The organism is Planococcus salinarum, assembly GCF_007004625.1.
Taxonomy (GTDB): domain Bacteria; phylum Bacillota; class Bacilli; order Bacillales_A; family Planococcaceae; genus Planococcus; species Planococcus salinarum.
In genome coordinates this window covers 103918-123993 of the sequence record NZ_ML660049.1, presented here as the reverse complement: position 1 = coordinate 123993, position 20076 = coordinate 103918, and the positions used below count along the sequence as shown (strand labels likewise).

The 20076-nt window shown below is 45.4% G+C and carries 21 protein-coding genes; 7 read left to right on the top strand and 14 right to left on the bottom strand.

What is annotated here, in order from left to right:
• Positions 1-63: 63 nt before the first annotated feature.
• Together DIJ65_RS00585 and DIJ65_RS00580 are read right to left on the bottom strand one after the other, a co-directional pair.
• Positions 64-1047: a TAXI family TRAP transporter solute-binding subunit gene (locus DIJ65_RS00585; protein ID WP_117299704.1), complete on the bottom strand. Its 984-nt coding sequence runs from the start codon at positions 1045-1047 to the stop codon at positions 64-66.
• Positions 1048-1171: 124 nt separating this feature from the next.
• Positions 1172-1792 carry a phosphatidylglycerophosphatase A family protein gene (locus tag DIJ65_RS00580; protein ID WP_185959457.1) on the bottom strand — a complete coding sequence of 207 codons (621 nt, stop codon included), beginning with the start codon at positions 1790-1792 and terminating at the stop codon, positions 1172-1174.
• Positions 1793-1868: 76 nt separating this feature from the next.
• Between DIJ65_RS00580 and DIJ65_RS00575 the strand changes: the two genes are divergently transcribed.
• From DIJ65_RS00575 to DIJ65_RS00565, 3 genes are all read left to right on the top strand, one after another.
• A complete protein-coding gene (locus DIJ65_RS00575) occupies positions 1869-2591 on the top strand; it encodes an alpha/beta hydrolase (protein ID WP_117299705.1) in 723 nt (240 codons plus the stop codon).
• 77 nt (positions 2592-2668) lie between these two features.
• Positions 2669-3187: a YjcG family protein gene (locus DIJ65_RS00570; protein WP_117299707.1), complete on the top strand. Its 519-nt coding sequence runs from the start codon at positions 2669-2671 to the stop codon at positions 3185-3187.
• On the top strand, positions 3188-3622 hold the full coding sequence (locus DIJ65_RS00565) for a GNAT family N-acetyltransferase (RefSeq protein WP_117299708.1): 435 nt from the start codon (positions 3188-3190) through the stop codon (positions 3620-3622). It abuts the gene before it with no gap.
• Positions 3623-4095: 473 nt separating this feature from the next.
• Here the strand turns inward: DIJ65_RS00565 and fabI are convergent, their stop codons facing one another.
• Together fabI and mgtE are read right to left on the bottom strand one after the other, a co-directional pair.
• A complete protein-coding gene (fabI, locus tag DIJ65_RS00560) occupies positions 4096-4866 on the bottom strand; it encodes an enoyl-ACP reductase FabI (protein WP_117299710.1) in 771 nt (256 codons plus the stop codon).
• Between the two features lie 79 nt (positions 4867-4945).
• A complete protein-coding gene (gene mgtE, locus DIJ65_RS00555) occupies positions 4946-6319 on the bottom strand; it encodes a magnesium transporter (protein WP_117299712.1) in 1374 nt (457 codons plus the stop codon).
• Positions 6320-6419: 100 nt separating this feature from the next.
• On the opposite strand from mgtE, the gene prpE reads away from it, so the two are divergent.
• Positions 6420-7157: a bis(5'-nucleosyl)-tetraphosphatase PrpE gene (prpE, locus tag DIJ65_RS00550; RefSeq protein WP_117299714.1), complete on the top strand. Its 738-nt coding sequence runs from the start codon at positions 6420-6422 to the stop codon at positions 7155-7157.
• Here prpE and DIJ65_RS00545 read toward each other — a convergent pair.
• From DIJ65_RS00545 to DIJ65_RS00535, 3 genes are read right to left on the bottom strand one after another with little or no spacing between them, the layout of a single operon-like run.
• A complete protein-coding gene (locus DIJ65_RS00545; protein WP_117299716.1) occupies positions 7150-8028 on the bottom strand; it encodes an RluA family pseudouridine synthase in 879 nt (292 codons plus the stop codon). The genes prpE and DIJ65_RS00545 overlap by 8 nt on opposite strands.
• Positions 8025-8831, bottom strand: coding sequence for an NAD kinase (locus tag DIJ65_RS00540; protein WP_117299718.1), 807 nt, complete (start codon positions 8829-8831; stop codon positions 8025-8027). The genes DIJ65_RS00545 and DIJ65_RS00540 overlap by 4 nt, the downstream gene beginning before the upstream one ends.
• Entirely contained in the window at positions 8828-9505 is a 678-nt protein-coding gene (locus DIJ65_RS00535; RefSeq protein ID WP_117299720.1) for a GTP diphosphokinase, read from the bottom strand. Before DIJ65_RS00535 ends, DIJ65_RS00540 begins: the two co-directional genes overlap by 4 nt.
• A gap of 255 nt (positions 9506-9760) precedes the next feature.
• Between DIJ65_RS00535 and DIJ65_RS00530 the strand changes: the two genes are divergently transcribed.
• From DIJ65_RS00530 to DIJ65_RS00520, 3 genes are all read left to right on the top strand, one after another.
• On the top strand, positions 9761-10339 hold the full coding sequence (locus DIJ65_RS00530) for a CYTH domain-containing protein (RefSeq protein ID WP_117299721.1): 579 nt from the start codon (positions 9761-9763) through the stop codon (positions 10337-10339).
• A 129-nt stretch (positions 10340-10468) separates the two neighbouring features.
• Complete coding sequence (locus DIJ65_RS00525; RefSeq protein ID WP_071152330.1) at positions 10469-10867, top strand: globin domain-containing protein; 399 nt, start codon at positions 10469-10471, stop codon at positions 10865-10867.
• Positions 10864-11661, top strand: coding sequence for a ClpXP adapter SpxH family protein (locus tag DIJ65_RS00520; RefSeq protein WP_071152331.1), 798 nt, complete (start codon positions 10864-10866; stop codon positions 11659-11661). The genes DIJ65_RS00525 and DIJ65_RS00520 overlap by 4 nt, the downstream gene beginning before the upstream one ends.
• 305 nt (positions 11662-11966) lie before the next feature.
• On the opposite strand, the gene pepF is transcribed toward DIJ65_RS00520, so the two are convergent.
• From pepF to DIJ65_RS00485, 7 genes are all read right to left on the bottom strand, one after another.
• The gene (pepF, locus tag DIJ65_RS00515) at positions 11967-13781 is read right to left on the bottom strand and encodes an oligoendopeptidase F (protein ID WP_185959456.1); all 1815 of its coding nucleotides are present in this window, start codon (positions 13779-13781) and stop codon (positions 11967-11969) included.
• 40 nt (positions 13782-13821) lie between these two features.
• Complete coding sequence (locus tag DIJ65_RS00510) at positions 13822-14928, bottom strand: competence protein CoiA (RefSeq protein WP_117299725.1); 1107 nt, start codon at positions 14926-14928, stop codon at positions 13822-13824.
• A gap of 159 nt (positions 14929-15087) precedes the next feature.
• Entirely contained in the window at positions 15088-15750 is a 663-nt protein-coding gene (gene mecA / locus DIJ65_RS00505) for an adaptor protein MecA (RefSeq protein WP_071152333.1), read from the bottom strand.
• A 250-nt stretch (positions 15751-16000) separates the two neighbouring features.
• Entirely contained in the window at positions 16001-16396 is a 396-nt protein-coding gene (gene spxA, locus DIJ65_RS00500; RefSeq protein WP_008429739.1) for a transcriptional regulator SpxA, read from the bottom strand.
• A 363-nt stretch (positions 16397-16759) separates the two neighbouring features.
• On the bottom strand, positions 16760-17968 hold the full coding sequence (locus tag DIJ65_RS00495) for a putative glycoside hydrolase (RefSeq protein WP_391527589.1): 1209 nt from the start codon (positions 17966-17968) through the stop codon (positions 16760-16762).
• A gap of 107 nt (positions 17969-18075) precedes the next feature.
• Positions 18076-19014: an ABC transporter ATP-binding protein gene (locus DIJ65_RS00490; protein ID WP_117299728.1), complete on the bottom strand. Its 939-nt coding sequence runs from the start codon at positions 19012-19014 to the stop codon at positions 18076-18078.
• The gene (locus DIJ65_RS00485) at positions 19014-20069 is read right to left on the bottom strand and encodes an ABC transporter ATP-binding protein (protein ID WP_117299729.1); all 1056 of its coding nucleotides are present in this window, start codon (positions 20067-20069) and stop codon (positions 19014-19016) included. Before DIJ65_RS00485 ends, DIJ65_RS00490 begins: the two co-directional genes overlap by 1 nt.
• Positions 20070-20076: the final 7 nt, after the last annotated feature.

Sequence of the window (20076 nt, the reverse complement as noted above, 5' to 3'; positions counted from 1 at the left end):
GTTCATAAACAAATAACGACGATAAAGCATACGCTTTATCGCCAGTTATTTTGCAGTATTTTATCAGTTTACTTCATCAAAATATTTCTGTGCACCCGGGTGGATATCGATTCCAATACCGTCAAGGGCAGTTTCAGCTTTGATGAACTCAGCTTTTGCGTGTTGAATCTGATCCGTGTTTTCGTAGATGGCTTTGGTAATGTCATAAACCAGATCTTCTGAAAGATCGTTCTGTACAACAAGCATAGCCAATACGGAAACAGTCGGAACTTCTTCCGTCAGGCCATAGATGCCTGATGGGACAGTATCATGAGCGTAATAAGGATATTTCTCAATCAATTCATCTGCTTTGTCCTGCTCAACCGGTACAATTACTACATCAGAAGTTGCGCCCAAGCTTTCAACTGCGCCTGTAGGCGTTCCTGCTGTGATGAAAGCAGCATCAATCTGTCCGGATTGAAGACTTTCCTGTGATTCACCGAAATCCAGGTTCTGTGCATCGATATCATCCATCGTCATGCCATGGATTTCAAGCAGTTGCTCGGCATTGATATACGTACCTGATCCAGGCGCACCAACTGAAATCGATTTTCCTTCAAGGTCATCAAAAGAAGTGATGCCTGATCCAGAAGTCGTTACCAATTGAACTGTTTCCGGATACAAAGCACCGATGGCAGAAACTGTATCGATCACTTCTCCATCAAACATGTTTGTTCCTTCTGACGCATAGAAAGCTGTATCCGTCTGAACGAATGCAATTTCCCCTGTACCGTCAGCAAGTGATGTCATATTCGCGGCTGACGCCTGTGAAACTTCAGCTGTCGTATCCACGCCAGTTTCAGTTTCTATGATATTGGCCATAGCCCCGCCGAGCGGATAATAAGTCCCTGTCGTACCGCCCGTCAAAATACTGATGAATTCTGGGTCTTCAGAGCCGCCGCTTTCCCCGTTTTCTCCTGTGTCTGCAGTATCATCACCGCACCCTGCAAGAAATACTGAACCAGCCAGTGCAACTCCCGCAAATAAACCAAATTTCTTATTCAACATAATTTGACCTCCCCTTGTTAAAGTTTTTTACATGTTTCCTACATAATAATACCATGACTTTATATTCAAGTGTCAATCAAAAGACGATTTCGTAACCGTTTCCATGCAAGGTATGGGATTGCCCTCAGGTATCGGTTCCTTCCACATGGATTTCAGGAGCGGTCTCCTCCGGTTTGATATCTTTGAAGCCCTGCCCTTTTTCCTCGAGATCCCTTTGACGATGCGCAATTCTTGCGCTGGCACATGCTGCGATGCTTGAGACGAGATCATCCAGAAAAGTATGCACATGTTTGCCGGCTTTCGTATCGAGTTCGTGGATAACTCCTACTTTATTGCGATCAAGATGGCCGAAAGTTGTTACGGCAATGCTTCCGTAAGTCAGCACCGCTCCGAGCCCGATCATTTCATCCACACCGAAAAGTCCTTCATCTGTATCGACAATCTGCTGCAGCGGGCGCGACAGCTTCCCCTGTTCCGCCAATTCATCGAGTTCCACTCCCACAAGAAGAGCATGCTGCATCTCCCTTTTCTGCAAAACACTTTCCACCGATTCGATGCAGTGTGCTATTTGCAGACCTTCGTTGAACGGCTCCTGCATTTCGAATACGATTTCAGCTATTGCTTCAACCGAGACTCCGCGCCTTTCCAACGCATTATGCGCAGCTTTCGTCACTTCATCCGAATGCACCTGGAACTTTCCATCTTTCTTTCCTGCCATATCAAAAACCCCTCTCTCTGTAATCATAACGTGTTCCCCCATTATACCTTGCGGTTCGAATATGATACAATTTTTGTACAAAACCCACCGAGGAGGCTTCAACATGAACAGAGGAAACGTGGAAGACATAACTATCTACAGCGAGGAATTGCAGGAAGACATGCAATTGCTTGTTTATCTGCCTTATAATTATTCACCTTTATACAAATACAGTTTAGTCATTGCGTCAGACGGAAAAGATTATATCCAATTGGGCAGAGTGCCGCGCGTAGTGGACGAATTATTGGAAAACCGTGAAATTGAAAATATCATTTTTGTTGGCGTACCCTATAAAAGTGTGGACGACAGAAATAACAAGTACGAACCTTCAGGTCAACAGCACGCAGCCTATTTAAGATTTCTTGCACATGAGCTTGTTCCTTTCCTGGATGAAAAGTATCCTACTTACCAGGTGGGGATGGGACGCACGCTAATCGGAGATTCACTCGCCGCAACGGTCAGCATGATGGCTGCGTTGAAATATCCGAATATTTTTGGGCGCGTGATCCTGCAGTCTCCCAAAGTGGGGCCGGAAATGATGGAGGCCGTTTCCAAATTCAATTCGGCGAACGCCTTCACTGTTTATCATGTAATTGGGTCCGGGGAAACTGACGTGAAATTGACATCGGGAAAGACGGCTGATTTCTTGCAGCCCAATCGCGAGCTCCACCAATTGCTGAAAGAAAAATCCTTCCCCATGTTTTACGAGGAATTCGACGGTGACCATACCTGGACGTATTGGCAGCCTGATTTGAAACGGGCATTAATCCAAAACTTTGGCGTTTAAATCGTATTCGCAATTTGAAGCTTTCTTTTGTTATACTGTAATAAGAAAAGATTTATATTTTACGAGGAGGCATATTTATGAAATATGGTGTTGCAGCATTTCCGTCAAAAAAATTACAGGACATCGCCAATTCCTACCGCAAACGTTATGATCCTCATTATGAGCTGATTACTCCTCATATAACATTAAAGGATGAATTCGAAGCGAACGGCGCAGAGATAAAAGATATCGTGGAAGAAATGGCGAAAATCGCGAAACGCCAAAAGCCTTTTAAACTTCACGCAACACGCGTAAGTTCATTTTCACCTGTCACCAATACCCTTTATTTCAAAGTGGAACCGACAGAAGAAATTCTTTCCTTGCATGAAGATCTCCATTCCGATTTCTTTGGCGGCATGCCGGATTATTCCTTCGTTCCGCATATCACGATTGCCCAAAAGTTGTCTGACTCCGAACATTCGGATATTTTCGGCCAATTGAAAATGGCGGGTATCGATCATGAAGAAACGATTGACCGGATCCACCTTCTTTATAAGCTTGAAGATGGTTCATGGACAGTTTACGATACATTCCGTCTGACTGGAGATGAACAATAATTGCAGAAAGTCAAAATAGCTGAAAGCGAACTCGAAAAAGAACAGGCCTTTGACATTCGGAGAAAAGTTTTTGTAGACGAGCAGCATGTGCCTGTTCACATTGAAATGGACGAATACGACAGCACAGCCACTCATTTCGTGGGGTACCATCTGCAACAGCCCATCGCTGCCGGACGCATCCGTGAAATCGAAAGCGGCATCGGCAAAGTCGAGCGCGTTTCAGTTCTGCCCGAATTTCGCGGACAGCACGTCGGTGCTCTGATGATGGAAGCGATGGAGTCATATGCACGTTCCGCAGGAATGGCGAGCCTGAAGTTGAACTCCCAATCATACGCTATCCCATTTTATGAAAAACTGAATTACACTGTGACTTCTCCTGAATTCCTCGATGCAGGCATCCCGCACCGAACAATGGAAAAGAATCTTCACGCATAAAAAATCCAGCCCTCTCGGAGGGCTGGATTTTTTAATTATCGAGTTTAAGTTACCTTCTATAATCATTACGCTATAGACGGACGCTTTCCGCGGGGCGGCCTAAGCCCCCTCAGTCGCGTTACTCCCTCCGGGTCTCAGGACTCGCTCTAGTTCCCGCAGGAAAGACATTGGCCGAAGCTTGCGAGGACAATTCTTTGCGACGAAGCAGCGAAGCGATGCAGGAGCACATCTTTGCCCTTCACCGTCTGACGCTTCATTCCGGTTCAATTTATAAATAGAAAAATTCTTTTAACATAAAACATTTTGAGATATGGAGCAAAACAGCGAAGACGCCCAGGGGACCAAGCGAAGTGCTGAGATCCACTCGGGCGAAGTGAAACGAGTCCGAGTTAGCTCAGCGCGAGCCCCCAGGCAAGCGAAGCTGTTTTGCGGAATATCGGTTACTATAGTTCTTAAGTTCACTTATACTACTTTTAAAGTACGTGGTAGCCGCTGTCTACATGAATCGTTTCGCCGGTGATTCCGCGGGACATGTCGCTGAACAGGAAGACCGCTGTGTCACCGACTTCTTCCGGTGTCGTGTTGCGGTGAAGCGGTGCTTTCTCTTCGATTTCACGAAGAATCGAATTGAAGTCGCTGACTCCTTTGGAAGACAGCGTCCGGATTGGCCCTGAAGAGATTGAGTTGACACGGATGCCATATTTGCCGAGATCCGCTGCAAGATAACGGACCGACATTTCAAGTGCGGCTTTTGCAACACCCATGACATTGTAATTCGGCATTACCCGCTCCCCGCCGATATACGTCAAAGCGACAATGCTTCCGCCTTCCGACATCAAGGGTTTGGCGTGTTTTGAAATGACCGTCAATGAGTAGGAACTGATATTTTGTGCCAATAAATAGCCTTCACGTGAAGTCTCCGAAAAATCCCCGGCAAGTTCTTCCGTCTTGGCAAATGCGATGCAATGGGCCAGGCCGTCGATTTTGCCGACTTGCTCCTTGATGGCTGCAAAACATTTTTCCACATCTTCATCACTTGTTACGTCACACGGCAGAATCGTTTCATGGTTTCCATCGAGTGTTGCCACAAGGTCGCGCACTGATTTCTCAAAACGTTCCCCTGCGTATGTAAAAATCAGGTTTGCCCCCGACTGGTCCAACGCCCGTGCAATCCCCCAGGCGATGCTGCGTTTATTGGCCACTCCCATAACTACGAATGTCTTGCCTTTCATTGATATCGACATTGTCATTCCTCCTGAAAATCTGATTATTACCTGGTACTAATATTACATCATAAAAAAGAAAAGTGCAATTTGCACTCCTCTAGAGGCTGCTCAGGAATGTAGTTGCCAGTCCCAAATAGATTAAAATGGAAATAATATCATTCAATGTCGTGATAAAGGGACCTGATGCAACCGCTGGGTCAATTTTCAGACGATGAATCAGTAATGGTATGAATGATCCCGCAAGTGTCGAAACAAAAATGGAGCCCGCGACGGCCGTTCCGACCAGAATCCCGATCAGCAATTCACCTTTCCAGAAATAAACCAGCCCGACAACCACAAAGCCACACACGAGACCTGTTATCAGCCCCGTTCCAGCTTCCCGGTACAGAAGTTTCATCTTGCTTTGCTCTTCGATGTCCCCTGTCGCGATACCGCGAACTGCAACTGCCAAAGCCTGGGTCCCGCTGTTCCCTGCCATTCCGGCAATCAATGGGATGAAAACTGCGAGCAACGCAACCTGATCCAATGTGGATTCGAACATTCCCATCAAATTCGCAGTAAGCATACCGAGGAAGGTCAGCAAAATCAGCCACGGCAATCTTTTTTTGGCTGCACTGAAAGGGCCTTTATCGAAATTGTCCATGTCTGACACAGCAGCCAGTTTGGAATAATCATCCGAAGCTTCTTCATCCAGGACATCGATGATATCATCGACTGTGATGATGCCCAGTAAGTGATCCTGAAAATCGACAACCGGTATGGCAAGGAAATCGTAATCTTTGATCATGCGTGCCACTTCTTCCTGATCTTCCCCAACTGACACGCTGACCACCCGGTCGTTCATGATCGTTTCGATCAACGTATCTTCTTCGGCAATGATCAGATCGCGCAGTGTAACAATGCCTGCAAGCCGTTTTTCTTCATCGATGACAAAGACATAATAGATGGTCTCTGCATCCGGGGCGGCATTCCTGAGGATATTCATAGCGGAACGGACCGTGGAGTTTTTCGGAATCGCCACGAATTCTGTCGTCATGATCGAACCCGCTGTATACTCTTCATAATGGAGAAGATCCTTGATTTCCCTGGCCGACTCTTTCGGCATAATGGTCAGATAGCTTGCTACCTGGTCTTTTGTAAGGTTGTTCAATACGTCAACCGCGTCATCCCGGTACATAAAGGACAGGAGATCCGCAGCGTACATGGCATTCATCTCTTTAAAGAAATCTTCGTATTCATCATCGTCAAGATCGATTGCTTCGAAAATATCCGCCATTTCTTTGGGAGAGAGATATTCATAGAGTCGCTGGCGGGTTTCGGTTTCTGCTTTTTCGTAAAACCCGGCCTGGTCATAAGGATGGTGCGACAGGAAGTATTCCCTGAATTCTTCGACTTCCCCCCGCTCCATCAGTTGCAGCAGTATTTCTTCGTTCAATTCTTCATCGCGCAATGTTGTTTTTTCTTCCAGCATAATGGCTCCCCCCTTTCGAATTTGCGGTACTCCGCTTTAGTAGTCTATACGTTACACTTATAGTATGTATAGTAACAATATTACCAAAGAGGTGCTTTCGATGAAATATGACATAATCGGTGATATCCACGGCTGTTATGATGAGCTGATGGAATTACTCGAAAAACTCGGTTACCGTTTTGACAACGGCATCCACATCCATCCTGATGGCAGGCAGCCGGCATTTGTCGGCGATGCCATGGACAGAGGGCCCGCTTCACTGGCGGTCCTGAATCTATTGTTTGCCCGCCAGGACCGGGGCGTCCTGTTCTATTCCCCCGGCAACCATTGCGATAAACTTTATCGGTTCATGAAAGGCAATTCCGTGCAGCTTCTGCATGGACTGGAAATTACAGTCGCAGAGTGGCAGGCCCTGCCCAAAAAAGAACAGCAGGAATTCCGCAGGCGGTACATCCGATTTTACGAAGAACTGCCCTATTACCTGGTACTGCGCGATGATTTGATCGTAGCGCATGCGGGGTTGAAACAGGACATGATCGGCGCATCCATCTCTCGCAAGATTGCTGTGTTTACGCTCTACGGAGATATTACAGGAAACTTCCATGCAGATGGGCGGCCAGTGCGAAGGGATTGGGCGAAATCCTATCACGGCGCCCCCTGGGTGGTCTATGGACACACGCCCACCGAGACGCCCTACCTCATAAACCGGACTGTGAATATTGATACCGGCTGCGTATTCGGAGGGGCTTTGACCGCATTCCGCTTTCCTGAGAAAGAATTGGTTTCCATCCCGTCAAAACAACCCTACCAGCCAGAGCGTTTCCACCGATTCACCTGATCAGCGCTGCCATATCAGCTCGAATCCGGGATTCGAAGGCGAGCGCTTTTCCGGATACCGGATGGAGCAGTTCAAGGCGACGGCAGTGAAGTGCCTGGCGGCCGATCATTTCTCGCGTTCCACCATATAAATCATCTCCGACAAGAGGATGTCCGATATGTGCAAGATGGACCCGAATCTGGTGCGTACGCCCAGTATTCAACGTTAACATGGCATGGCAGAACTCAGAATATACCTTCAATAAACTGACTTCCGTTTCCGCAAACTGGCCATCATCGCGGACTTCTCTTTCAATGATGCTGAAATTCTTCCTCCCGATTGGCGCTGTAATTGTAAATTCCCCCTGTTGCAGTTGGCCATGGAGAAACGCTTCATAGCGCCTCGACATTTTCTTTTCCTGCTGCTGAACGGAAAGGAGGTGGTGGATGTGCCGATTTTTGGCGATGCAGACCAGTCCACTCGTATCCCGGTCCAGCCGTGTCACGATATGCAGAGTGGCCGGTATCCGCTGTTGTTCAAAATGGGCTGCCACAAAATTGGCGAGACTGCCGGATGGATGTTCGCGGGAAGGGATGGTGTTTTGCATTGGCGGTTTATCGACAATCAGCAATGCTTCGTCTTCATACACAATCTCCAACTCCCCGGCTTCCGCCTGCAGGCCTTTTCCCAATTCCTCCAACGGAAAAACAACGGTCACTGCATCCCCGATTACAAGTGGATGCCTGACCGTCACTTCATTGCCGTTGACCAGTATTTGACCGCCGCCGTACTTTACCGAAGCAAGTGTTCTCTTGGAGATGCCCCATGCCTGCAAGGCTTCACGCAACAGTCCGTTGGCATCGGCAATATAGTTCAGTTGGAACGGTTTCATCTGTATTCCTCGCTGTCGATAAATGAATCGTGAACTCTTCTCCAAAACGGGAAAGGGCGGAAACGCGCGAATCGGACCTTTTCTTCAGCAACCCGGTATTCAATCGACCTCACATCTTTATGAAGCAATTGAAGATGGTCGACTGTCACCATGAAATCCGGCGCTTTCACCGGCCGCAGTGCACAGAGATGGTGGGATGGAAGGACCAGTGGTGATCCGACTGTCCGGAAAACCCGATTATTGATCGACGCCATTTCGGTCAATTGCATCGCTTCGAGTGAAGGATGGATGATTGCACCGCCAAGAGCTTTGTTATAGGCTGTGCTTCCCGACGGTGTGGACATGCAGAGGCCGTCGCCGCGAAACCGTTCGAAATGGCTTTCATTCAGAAATACGTCCATAACGAGTGTGACATCCGGTGATTTTACGGTCGATTCATTCATGGCCAAATACACCGCCGGTTCTTCTTTATTGCGGTAATGGATGCTTGTTTCGAGCAATGGATACTCAATGACTTCGTATTGCTTTTTCGCAATCGACAGGACCAGCTTTTCGATTTCAATCGGCTTCCAGTCAGCGTAAAAACCCAGATGCCCGGTATGTATCCCGACAAAAGCCACAGACGCCAATTGGCCGCTGTATTTGTGGAATGCGTGCAGCATCGTACCGTCGCCCCCGATTGACAGGACGATATCCGGCTGCTCCTCATCCCATTCCATCCCGAAGTCTTCCAGGTATGCACGCGCTTTGTCCATTAAATCATTCGATAAATCATCGCTTCTGGAAATTATAAAAAATTTCATCTCTCTTTTCTCCCTCCATCTTCATTTCTCGGAAAATGAGTGCCTGGTCCATCCTTAAATTCGGTGAAATAAGCCTGTGCCTCCTGGATTTCATCACGGATCTGCGACATTTCTTCATCCAACTGGAATGCCGCCTCCGCTGCCCGTTGCAGCCGAATTTTTATCTCCTCCGGAAAGACGCCTTTGTATTTATAATTGAGTGAATGTTCGATGGAGGCCCAAAAGTTCATCGCCAAAGTACGAATTTGTATTTCAGCCAATATGAGCTGTTCACCGCTGATGGTCTGCACAGGATATTCAACAATCACATGATAGGAACGATAGCCGCTCTGCTTTTCCCGTGAAATATAATCCTTTTCTTCCACAATGCGCAGATCTTTGCGTTTCCGGAGCAGCGCTACCACTGTTTCAATATCACCTACAAACTGGCACATCATCCGGACCCCGGCTATATCCTGTAATTCCGTTGCAAGTTCTTCGGAGGGCTCAAACAGTATTCCTTTTTCGAGTGTTTTGTCGTAGATGCTCGCAATCGGTTTAACCCTGCCCGTAACAAATTCAATCGGTGAGTTGATATTATCAGTTTCGTACTGTCTGCGCATCCCTTTGAATTTGATTTTCAGTTCATCCACAGCCTGTTTATAAGGCGCCAAAAATCGATCCCATTGTCCCATAACCGGTCCCTCCGCTTCCGTCTCGATGCTCTCTTTTATCATTTGCTCATATAAAATCAGCAAAATGAATCAGTTGTACCATACCGCTCCGGTGCACTCAGCCGAGCCAGGATTATGATTCTCTACAAATTCGTCACACAGGCAGCCGCTGTTTGCTTCCAACTTCATTATTATAGTCATATTTTAACACAGCGCTGTCATTCGTTGCAGTTTGACTGAAATTATCACATAATAAAATGAAGCGAGGTGCTTGGGATGACGAAAGAGCTTGAAATTGAATTTAAAAATTTATTGACACAAGAAGAGTATATGAAGTTATTATCCGTTTTCGGCTACAGACCCGAAGACGCCCATACACAGATCAATCATTATTTTGATACAGCAGATTTCCGGCTGCGGAATCAGCGCTCTGCACTTCGGATCCGCCAAAAAGGGGAAATGTTTGAATGTACATTGAAAACACCGGCTGAAAATGGCTACTATGAAATCACCGATGCACTCGAGGCGCACCAGGCGGAAGAAATCTTGAAAAACCGCAGCTTCCCGGCTCCGGAAGTGGAGGAAGCCCTGCAGGAGTTAGGGATGAAAGCTGATCTGCTTGAGCCCTTGGGCAGTCTGGCTACACACCGGATCGAATTCCCTTATCAATCCGGTCTTCTTGTACTTGACCATTCAGAATATCTCGGCAAAGAAGACTTCGAAATCGAATATGAAGTAACTGATTTTGAAGAAGGGAAACAACGGTTTCAAGCGTTCCTGAACGAGCACGAAATCCCTGTGCGCAATACCGATAAGAAAATTGCCCGATTCATGGATTCAGCAAAAAACCGTTAAGAAACCAAAAAAATTATCTAATAAAAACTTTACACAACCATAATATCCCATTTCAACGTTCGCTTTATTTGAGATATTTCCTTACCGTTGTTAGAATGAATTTACAGCTACAGCAAAGGAGACATATTGATGCCTGGAAAACCTATTATTCCGTATGAAGAAATTGGTGCGGAACGCCTGTCCCTCTTAGTGGACGCATTTTATGCCCGCGTCGCTATGCATCCAAAGCTTAAGCCTATTTTTCCTGACGACTTATCAGAGACCGCCAGAAAACAGAAGCAGTTTATGACCCAATACCTCGGCGGGCCCAATATATATTCAGAAGAACACGGACATCCCAGACTTAAAGCAAGACATAACCCCTTTCCGATTACACCCGAGCGGGCGCAGGCCTGGCTGGAATGCATGAGCGAAGCAATGGATGAAATCGGTTTGAGTGGAAAATTCCGTGAAACCTTCTATCAGCGGCTTGTAATGACTGCTCATCACATGGTCAATGCACCGGACAGTGAGGAGGAAATGCTTTGAGCACCTTGGACCTGGCAAAACAAATTTATGATACCCCGAACCCGGTGAAGCCCATGGAATTGTATGTTTTCCTGGATCCCCTCAATACGGAATGCTGGGAACTCCAATCCGTCATGAGAAAGCTTCAGATCGAATATGGCCATTATTTTTCCATGCGTGTCGTGCTCAGCACGAAGTTATTCAACTTAAACAGCCAGAAAAAAACATCCACAATTGCCACCGACAACCTGGCCCACCCGGTTTTGGCTTCAGTTGCGGTCAAAGCAGCGGAATTGCAGGGCAAGCGTGCAGGAAGTCAATTTCTGCACAAACTGCAGGAGCAGCTTTTCCTGCAGACAAAAGATGTTTCTTCTTATAAAATTTTATTGGAAATCGCGGAAGAAGCCAACCTGGACCAGGAAGAATTCAAAAAGGATTTCCATTCCGTCCATACGGCAAAAGCATTCCAATGCGATTTGCAAATTACGAGGGAAATGGAAATAACGGAAGTGCCCAGTATCGTCTTCTTCAATGAGTGCATCGAAGACGAGGGCGTTAAAATTTCCGGACTGCATTCATATGATACCTATCTGACCATTCTTCAGGAAATGCTGGGCATTGATACTTTAAATAGACAAGCCCCTCCACCGCTCGAAGAACTGTTCACGAAATTCACTACCATTGCGACAAAGGAAATTGCATCCATTTACAATATCTCGCAGGAAACTGCAGAACGCGAAATGAAAAAACAGATGCTGCAGCAGAAAGTTGAACGCATCTGCCTTCCCGAGGAAACCTTGTGGAAAGTAAAATAAGCACGGCGCCAACCGGCGCCGTGCTTATTTTATACAAAAGAAAAAACGCCTGCCACATTCGGCAGGCGTTTTTTCATTACACAAAGGGGATGGGAGAAATGTTCACGCTCAAACAAAGGGGTGTATGTTTGTATGTGATTTATTTCACAACCTAACTTTATCACGGAATAATTTTTTATGCAATATTTCACAAGCGAATTCACAAATTCGTCATATTAGCAAGCATGTAATCATGAACTAAAGATATATTAGAATAACGAAATAAAAAGAAAGACTCTTAATTTAAGAGTCTTTCCGTGTATGAATTATTTTTTGAGCAATAATTTTTCCAGTTCGGCCAATTTCTGTTCGAATACTTTGCAGGCTTCTTCAACTGGAGCAGGGGAAGTCATATCGACGCCCGCTTTTTTCAGGACTTCAATCGGATAGTCTGAACTGCCCGCTTTCAGGAATTCATTGACGAAACGATCGACTGCCGGCTGCCCTTCCTCCAGAATACCTTTGCTCAATGCTGTCGCAGCACTGAAGCCGGTTGCGTATTGGAACACATAGTAATTATAGTAGAAATGGGGGATCCTCGCCCATTCCATTCCAATCTCCTCATCCACCGCGACATCTTCACCAAAGTATTTTTTGTTCAGCTGGTAATAGACTTCGGTCAGGCGTTCAGCCGTCAATGCTTCGCCTTCCTGGTCCATTTTATGGATTGCATGTTCAAACTCCGCAAACATTGTCTGGCGGAATACCGTACCACGGAAACCGTCAAGCCAGTGATTCAACAGGTAGATGCGTTCCTGGTCATCTTCCGTAGAATTCACCATATACTCGTTCAGCAAGGCTTCGTTTGTAGTAGAAGCCACTTCAGCGACGAAAATCGAATAATCCCCGTATACATAAGGCTGGGAAGCTCGTGTGTAATAGCTGTGGACGCTGTGACCGAATTCATGTGCCAGTGTGAAAAGGTTATCGACATTATCCTGCCAGTTCATCAGGATATATGGATTTGTACCATAGGCGCCTGAAGAATATGCGCCGCTCCGTTTACCTTTGTTCTCCTGAACGTCCACCCAACGGCTCTGAATGCCCTGTTCCACGATCCCGGTGTATTCCTCACCAAGCGCGGACAATCCTTTCAGCATGATCCCTGTCGCTTTGTCATACGGAATTTCCATCTTCACTTCTTTGACAAGCGGCGTGTGCATATCCCACATATGAACTTTATCGATTCCCAGCACTTCTTTGCGGAGTGCCGCATAACGATGCAGTAAATGCAGGTTGTTGTTAACTGTTTCAACAAGATTGTCATAAACGTTTTCCGGAATATGATCATCCGACAGGGCAGCATGCCTTGCTGAATCATATTTGCGCACGCGCGCATTGACGTTGTCCTGTTTTACGGTACCGGCTAATGTCGAAGCAAAGGTATTGAGAAATTTCCCGTAAGTCGCATAAACGGCTTTGAAAGCATCCTCCCGCACCTGGCGGTCTTTGCTTTCCAGAAAGCGGATGTAATTGCCGTGCGTGATTTGAACGGTTTCTCCATCTTCATCTTTGATCTCAGGAAATTCCAGATCCGCATTATTCAACATGCCAAAAGTTTCGGAAGATGCGCTTACAACTTCCGATAACTGGGCAAGCAGTGACTCCTGCTCAGCCGGCAGGACATGCGGCCGCATGGTATTCAATTCGTCCAGGGCATGCTTGTAAATTTTCAATCCTTCATGGCTTTCGACATAACCATTCAGAACTTCTTCATCCAGCTCCAATATTTCTGGAACCAAAAATGATAAACCAGCAGAAATTTTGGCATGCAGAGCCTTGATCCGACTGTCCATTGCCTGGTACTTCGAATTGGTTGTGTCCTGATCGTAGCGCATATGGGCATATGTATACAACCTTCTCAAGCGCTCCGACAATTCGTCTTTATAAATCAAAACTTCCAAAAGGGCGTTTGCTCCTTCTTTCAATTTCCCTTCATACGATCCGGCTTTTTCGGACAAAGTCGCTACTTCCTTGAATTCACTTTCCCACGCATCATCCGTCGGAAATATATCTTCGAGTTTCCAGGTCAATTCAACAGGAACCTCATCGCGTTTCAATAATTTATTCGCCAAATTCATTTCCTCCTTTGTCCCACTCTTTCGGGAGTCGAACTTCTTCTTATTTTCTCAATTTTCGTACGCTTTTGCAATAGATATCATACAATAACTCCGTTTGCTTGTCAGTGGAAGCATTTGGGGTTTCAATTGCATTGATGAAGCACGCATAGTCTTCCAATACTGCTGCAGCCTCCTCTGCATTACTCCTTTTTTTCATCTTTATCCTGCCTGAAGACAGCAAGTCTGACATGCGCATCCCTTCTTTGACTCCCTGAATCACTTCCAGTTGCCAGACGACAGCATGCTCAGCTATACATTCGGAACCGAGCAGCGGCACACCGATAGAAGCAGGAAGATTCTTCACATCCAGACCGAGTTTATAGCACAGTAGCCAGAAAGGGTTTTGGTATCTTTTTTTTGCAAACATTTGGGAACGAATAAATCTGGACCTTGCTTGTGCAAATATTATACAAACCGCTTCAAACTCTCTGCGATTAAGATTCTTCGGAGCTGCAAATGGAAACGTCTGTTTCGCTGCTGCCAATCCCCTGACCTTTCCGACCCAGCGATTGCCGCTGATATGAAATAAATTCGAATAATAACTGAATTGGCGGGCTTCCGGATTAAGCAGCAGCAAATATTTTGTCCATTTCTGGTGAATCAGCATTTCCTTCTGAAATTCCATCAGACGAATGACTTGTATACTGTTAACCGGTTCTTCCCTGCTACCGAAAATCCATGTAGGTTTCACTCCCATTCCAGCGTATGCAGCCGACCTTCTCACTACATCTTTTGCTGAAATGGGGCTGCATTGGAACTCAATGGCTGTTTGCCCGCCCACGAGCAAGTCGGCACGCTGCCGTATTTCCGGCAAATACTTTTCGAGTTCCACAGGGAAGTTTTTACTTGTGAAGAATTCATGCAGCAGAATCTTCCCCTGCAAATGCAAAGAAGATTCCGCCTCCCCGGAGGAAGCACAGTCAGAATGGGATTTATGGGCGAAATGGGGAACTTTGATATCGCCGACTTTCAAAAGCAGGGATTGGCCACAGTCAGGACAAGTGAATTTATGGCTCCCTCGCATCGCGAGTATCTCCTGGCGGCTGTAGCTCCCCGTCAAATAGATTAATAGTCCGTCTTCATTCTTTGCGGTTAATATGTCTACCACACTCCTTTCCTTCTATTATATAATACTCCCTCCCTTAAACAATACAGAATTATCAGACTTTTGAACAACGCGCTCAAAAGTCAAAAAAAAAGCCTGTGCAGATGGAAGCATCGCTTCCTTCTACTCAGGCTTCTACCACCAAACTTATCTAACTAAGCATTATCCAAAATAATGAAGTACATTTGATAATGCATCTTCTTTGAAAATTTCGTTGCCGTATTCTTCCAGACGATGGATCGTAACAGGAGAAATTTGAAGATATTCTGTGAATACACTCACATGGTCTTTGATATCGTCATCTGAATGCAGGATTTCGTCAAAACTGACATGAAGGAAATACTTTCCTTCGAAATGGTATAGAGCCGTTTCAAGCGGTACATATTGCAACCGGCGTGACAACGGAAGCAATTCTTCGATTTCAGAGAAGACAAAACTATATTCCAGATTTTTTTTATCCGGTTCGTTAAATACAGGTTCGAACTCATCAAATTCAGTGTCAGCAGAAGCTGCATCCTCATTTGAAAACATTCTTCTGCGTTCTTCTATATCATCGGGCATATCAAGTTTTTGTCCGTCTTTTGTCAGTTGTGCGCGGGTGACTGTAACTTCAAGCCCTTTGTCCATAGCCTGGACCTGAATCCATAAGGGACCTTCCATCACGAAGTCCGCTTCTTCATTGACTTCATCCATCATTTCCCAGAATAACTCTTCGCTCTTATCTCTGTTGAACCATATTTCGTCACGGCTAAACCCACGTTCTTCGACGTCGAGATAGGAAATGTAAAATTTGACTGTGTTATCATTAATGCGTTCGATTTCCATTTTACACCTCTCCTTTCGAATTGGACCAAGAGGATCTTCCTCACAAGCCGTGCGGTGTTGCTTCTTTCATTATATCGCGTTTGGAACATTATGAGAAAGTTAATGCCTGTACGCAGCTGCAAGATAATTAGTATAGAGTTTATTGCAACTCCAGTCAAAATGCAAGACATAAGCTGCAATAAATACAGAAAAGCTGCCCAAAGATCCATTTATGAATTGACATAAAGGCCGGACAGCTTTTAGCTTATTTTCAGTTCACCATTCGTTGAGCTTCAAGCAACTGATACGCTCTCACTTTACGAGGTAGGAACCGGCGGATCTCATCTTCGTTATAACCGACTTGAAGTCTTTTTTCATCCATGATGATCGGCCGGCGCAACAGCCCGGGATGTTCCTGGATCAACTCATACAGTCGCTGAAGCGGAAGGCTTTCGACATCAACATTCAACTTCTGGAAAATTTTAGACCGGGTAGAAATGATTTCATCCGTTCCATCCTCTGTCATGCGCAGGATTTCCTTGATTTCACTAATAGTAAGAGGTTCTGAAAAAATATTGCGTTCTGTATATGGAATATCATGCTCTTCCAACCACGCTTTTGCTTTACGGCAAGATGTACAGCTTGGGGAAGTAAATAGCGTTACCATCATAATTGAACACTTCCTTTCGGATTCGGGAATTCCATTTCTATCTAAACTAAATTAGAATGAATACAATTTAGAAGCTGTACATTCATTATACAATAACTGCATTGAAATGAATATAGAAATCGCATATAAATATAGAAAATGCATATTTTTTGTCACACAATCGCTATATTTAAGCGCTTCTTTAAGTTATATATAATAAATTTACCCGTTTTTTTTAGCATTTAAACCCAATGTGAAACTTTTTTTATTCTCAATTAGAATTTTCTTTTTGAAAATACTTCTTACACTATATAGTACGATTCAGAATAGAAAAGGTTTCATAAAAAAGAGCCTGATCTTCATCAGGCTCTTTCTCGCATATTAATCTAAAGGTGTATAATCCACGCCCGGGGAATAGGTATTGCCTGCATTCCATAACAGATACTCGTCAATCCCGTTATCGTTCAAAGCCTTTATCTGCGCTTCCACTTCCGCTTTGCCATATCTCAGGTAGTTGCCTGCTCCAAGATACGACGCTGTAAAGTCCTGCAGCCACGGTCTTGATACAGGTGGATCCTCAAGTTCGCCCAACTTCGCATTCTCCACTTTTGCATATTCGGCTACCAAATTATAAGGCTCCAAATCCGGTTTTGCGATGCCGAAATACGATGTCCAGTGGCTTGGATAAATCATGGATGAAATGACATCAACGTTTTCCGAAATTTTCGAGAAGTTTTGCCCGATCCCCGGTGCTTCCGGTAACGTAGCAGAATATCCAAATATATCGACCGAAACTTCAACGTCATACGGCTTCAGCTGCTCGCGTGCGTACGCAACAAAATCTGTGACTGCGGCAACCCGGCTCTGCACGCCATCGTATTCATCGCCCCCATACTCACCTTTGGAATACTCCAAAGTATCTGCCCGATTTTCAAACCCTTCCGGGAAGCGGACATAGTCGAATTGTATCTCTTTAAAGCCAAGCTTTGCAGCTTCAATCGCAATTTCCACGTTATAGTCCCATACTTCTTTCATGTACGGGTTAACGAAGGATTCACCGCGACGATTCTTCCATACTGCATTGCCTTCCATGAATGACCATTCCGGCTTCCGTTCTGCCAGTGCAGAGTCTTTGAAGACCACTACGCGCGCAATCGGATAGATTTCTTCCTGTTCCAGCCTTTCAAGCATTGCTCGTGGATCTTTAATATAGGGTTGACCGATTTCGTATTCAGCCAACGTTGAACCTTCTTCCGGGACATATGTCAGGTAACCGAAATCTTCTTTCACGTCAATTACCATAGCATTCAAATCTGTCGTACCGAGCAGGTCGATCAGGCTATCGAAACGGGCTCCGCCAGCTGAATGTCCCGTGACGAAAATGCCGCGAACAGCATCGGGGTATTCGAATGTTAAGCCTGAGTCATATCTGAATAAGGTAGAGCTCGCCAGAACCTCTGAATCTATTTCAACCGCATTATATGTACGTGTAGTAAAATCCTCTACTTTGTCTTCTGCCGCCATCGCCGGAATTGCTGCCATTCCACTGAAAAATAAAGCAGTTGCCGCTGCTAATTTAAGTTTCTTCATCTTCATCCATACATCCTCTCAGTTATGTTTCTTATTCCATTTTATCATCATTTTGACAAATTGAAACAAAAAAATAGCAATACCACAAAGTGGCATTGCTATTATTTTTAAACCTTTAAAGAGCCGGCTTTCAACGCTTCATATTCACGTTCTGAACAATCCACGAAATGTCCCGGTGTAACTTCTCTCATGCGGACATCTTCCCCTTCCGCATAGTTATGCGAAGTTGGATCATATGATTTACGCACGCGGTTGCGCTCGTAATTCGGATCCGGAAGCGGAATTGCCGAAAGCAGTGATTGTGTATATGGATGCATCGGGTTATTGTAAAGAGCTTCAGAAGGCGCAAGTTCCACCATTTTCCCGAAATACATAACCGCGATACGATCTGAAATATATTTAACCATCGAAAGGTCATGAGCGATGAATAAATAAGTCAGTCCTTTTTCTTCCTGCAGTTCTTTAAGCAAGTTGACTACCTGTGCCTGGATGGAAACATCCAATGCGGAAATCGGTTCATCGGCAATGATGAAATCCGGGTCTACAGCAAGTGCACGGGCAATCCCCAAACGCTGGCGCTGACCGCCTGAAAATTCATGCGGGTAGCGGTTGGCGTGTTCTTTGTTCAAGCCGACTGTTTCCAGCAGGTCGAATACCATTTTCTCACGTTCTTTGGCATTTTTCGCAAGCCCGTGAATATCAATTCCTTCCGCAATGATGTCCATGACTTTCATTCGTTGGTTCAATGAAGCATAGGGATCCTGAAAAATCATCTGCATTTTGCGGTTGAATTTTTTCAGTTCGGGTTTCGATTTTTTGCCATGAACACTTTCACCTTCATATAACACTTCACCGTCAGTGGCGTCATATAAACGGATGATAGAACGGCCGGTAGTGGATTTACCACATCCCGACTCTCCTACAAGGCCCAATGTTTCTCCTTTGTAAATGTCAAAAGAGATACCGTCGACAGCTTTTACTTCATTCGCTTTGCCGACATTGAAATGCTGCTTTAAATTTTTGATTTCAAGTAATTTCTCAGCCATCAATTTGCGCTCCCTTCATAATAACGGCTTCCCGGGAACTTTTTCATTCTCTCAATAACACTTACCGGCGGCTCAACCTGCGGCGCGTCCGGATGAAGCAACCAAGTAGCTGCTTTATGCGTGTCACTGATTTCAAAGAACGGCGGATCCATTTCCATATCAATCTTCATTGCGTATTCACTGCGAAGAGCGAATGCATCCCCTTTAGGAGGTTCAAGAAGGTCCGGCGGTGTTCCTGGAATAGCATATAATTTCGCATCTTCCGAATCCAATGAAGGCATTGAACTTAACAAGCCCCACGTATACGGGTGCTGCGGGTTGTAGAAAATTTCATCGACAGTGCCAATTTCAACAATCTTGCCGCCGTACATAACCGCAACGCGGTCAGCGACATTGGCAACAACCCCGAGGTCATGCGTGATGAAAATGATCGAAGTATCGATTTTTTTCTGAAGGTCTTTCATCAATTCCAAAATCTGTGCCTGGATTGTAACATCCAAAGCCGTTGTTGGCTCATCTGCAATCAGGATCTGCGGGTTGCACGCAAGGGAAATCGCGATAACAATGCGCTGGCGCTGGCCTCCCGAGAATTGGTGAGGATATTGTTTCATCCGCAATTCCGGTTTCGGCATACCCACCAGACGCAATAAATCGATGGCCACTTTACGGGCTTCAGACTTGCTGATTTTTTGGTGTTTGAGCAAAGGTTCTGTGATTTGACGGCCGATTGGCATCGTTGGATTCAACGATGTCATTGGATCCTGGAAAATCATCGAAATGTCTTTTCCGCGGATTTTCTGCATTTCTTTATCAGACAGCTTTGTCAGGTCTCTTCCATCAAACAGAATTTCCCCGCTTTTGAATTCTGCGGAGCTTTCGGGCAATAAGCGCATGATGGATTTTGTCGTAACGGATTTACCTGAACCCGATTCTCCAACAATTGCCAGTGTCTCACCTTTATATAAATCAAAATTGACACCTCGTATAGCTTTTACTTCCCCGCCAAAAGTATTAAAGGAAAGTTCGAGGTCTTTTACTTGTAGAATTTTCTCCATCTTCGGC

Coding starts and splice junctions, on each gene's coding strand:
- DIJ65_RS00585 (WP_117299704.1), bottom strand. CDS start 1,047: ATGTTGAATAAGAAATTTGGTTTATTTGCGGGAGTTGCACTGGCTGGT.
- DIJ65_RS00580 (WP_185959457.1), bottom strand. CDS start 1,792: ATGATTACAGAGAGAGGGGTTTTTGATATGGCAGGAAAGAAAGATGGA.
- DIJ65_RS00575 (WP_117299705.1), top strand. CDS start 1,869: ATGAACAGAGGAAACGTGGAAGACATAACTATCTACAGCGAGGAATTG.
- DIJ65_RS00570 (WP_117299707.1), top strand. CDS start 2,669: ATGAAATATGGTGTTGCAGCATTTCCGTCAAAAAAATTACAGGACATC.
- fabI (WP_117299710.1), bottom strand. CDS start 4,866: ATGTCGATATCAATGAAAGGCAAGACATTCGTAGTTATGGGAGTGGCC.
- mgtE (WP_117299712.1), bottom strand. CDS start 6,319: ATGCTGGAAGAAAAAACAACATTGCGCGATGAAGAATTGAACGAAGAA.
- prpE (WP_117299714.1), top strand. CDS start 6,420: ATGAAATATGACATAATCGGTGATATCCACGGCTGTTATGATGAGCTG.
- DIJ65_RS00545 (WP_117299716.1), bottom strand. CDS start 8,028: ATGAAACCGTTCCAACTGAACTATATTGCCGATGCCAACGGACTGTTG.
- DIJ65_RS00540 (WP_117299718.1), bottom strand. CDS start 8,831: ATGAAATTTTTTATAATTTCCAGAAGCGATGATTTATCGAATGATTTA.
- DIJ65_RS00535 (WP_117299720.1), bottom strand. CDS start 9,505: ATGGGACAATGGGATCGATTTTTGGCGCCTTATAAACAGGCTGTGGAT.
- DIJ65_RS00530 (WP_117299721.1), top strand. CDS start 9,761: ATGACGAAAGAGCTTGAAATTGAATTTAAAAATTTATTGACACAAGAA.
- DIJ65_RS00525 (WP_071152330.1), top strand. CDS start 10,469: ATGCCTGGAAAACCTATTATTCCGTATGAAGAAATTGGTGCGGAACGC.
- pepF (WP_185959456.1), bottom strand. CDS start 13,781: ATGAATTTGGCGAATAAATTATTGAAACGCGATGAGGTTCCTGTTGAA.
- mecA (WP_071152333.1), bottom strand. CDS start 15,750: ATGGAAATCGAACGCATTAATGATAACACAGTCAAATTTTACATTTCC.
- spxA (WP_008429739.1), bottom strand. CDS start 16,396: ATGGTAACGCTATTTACTTCCCCAAGCTGTACATCTTGCCGTAAAGCA.
- DIJ65_RS00495 (WP_391527589.1), bottom strand. CDS start 17,968: ATGAAGAAACTTAAATTAGCAGCGGCAACTGCTTTATTTTTCAGTGGA.
- DIJ65_RS00490 (WP_117299728.1), bottom strand. CDS start 19,014: ATGGCTGAGAAATTACTTGAAATCAAAAATTTAAAGCAGCATTTCAAT.
- DIJ65_RS00485 (WP_117299729.1), bottom strand. CDS start 20,069: ATGGAGAAAATTCTACAAGTAAAAGACCTCGAACTTTCCTTTAATACT.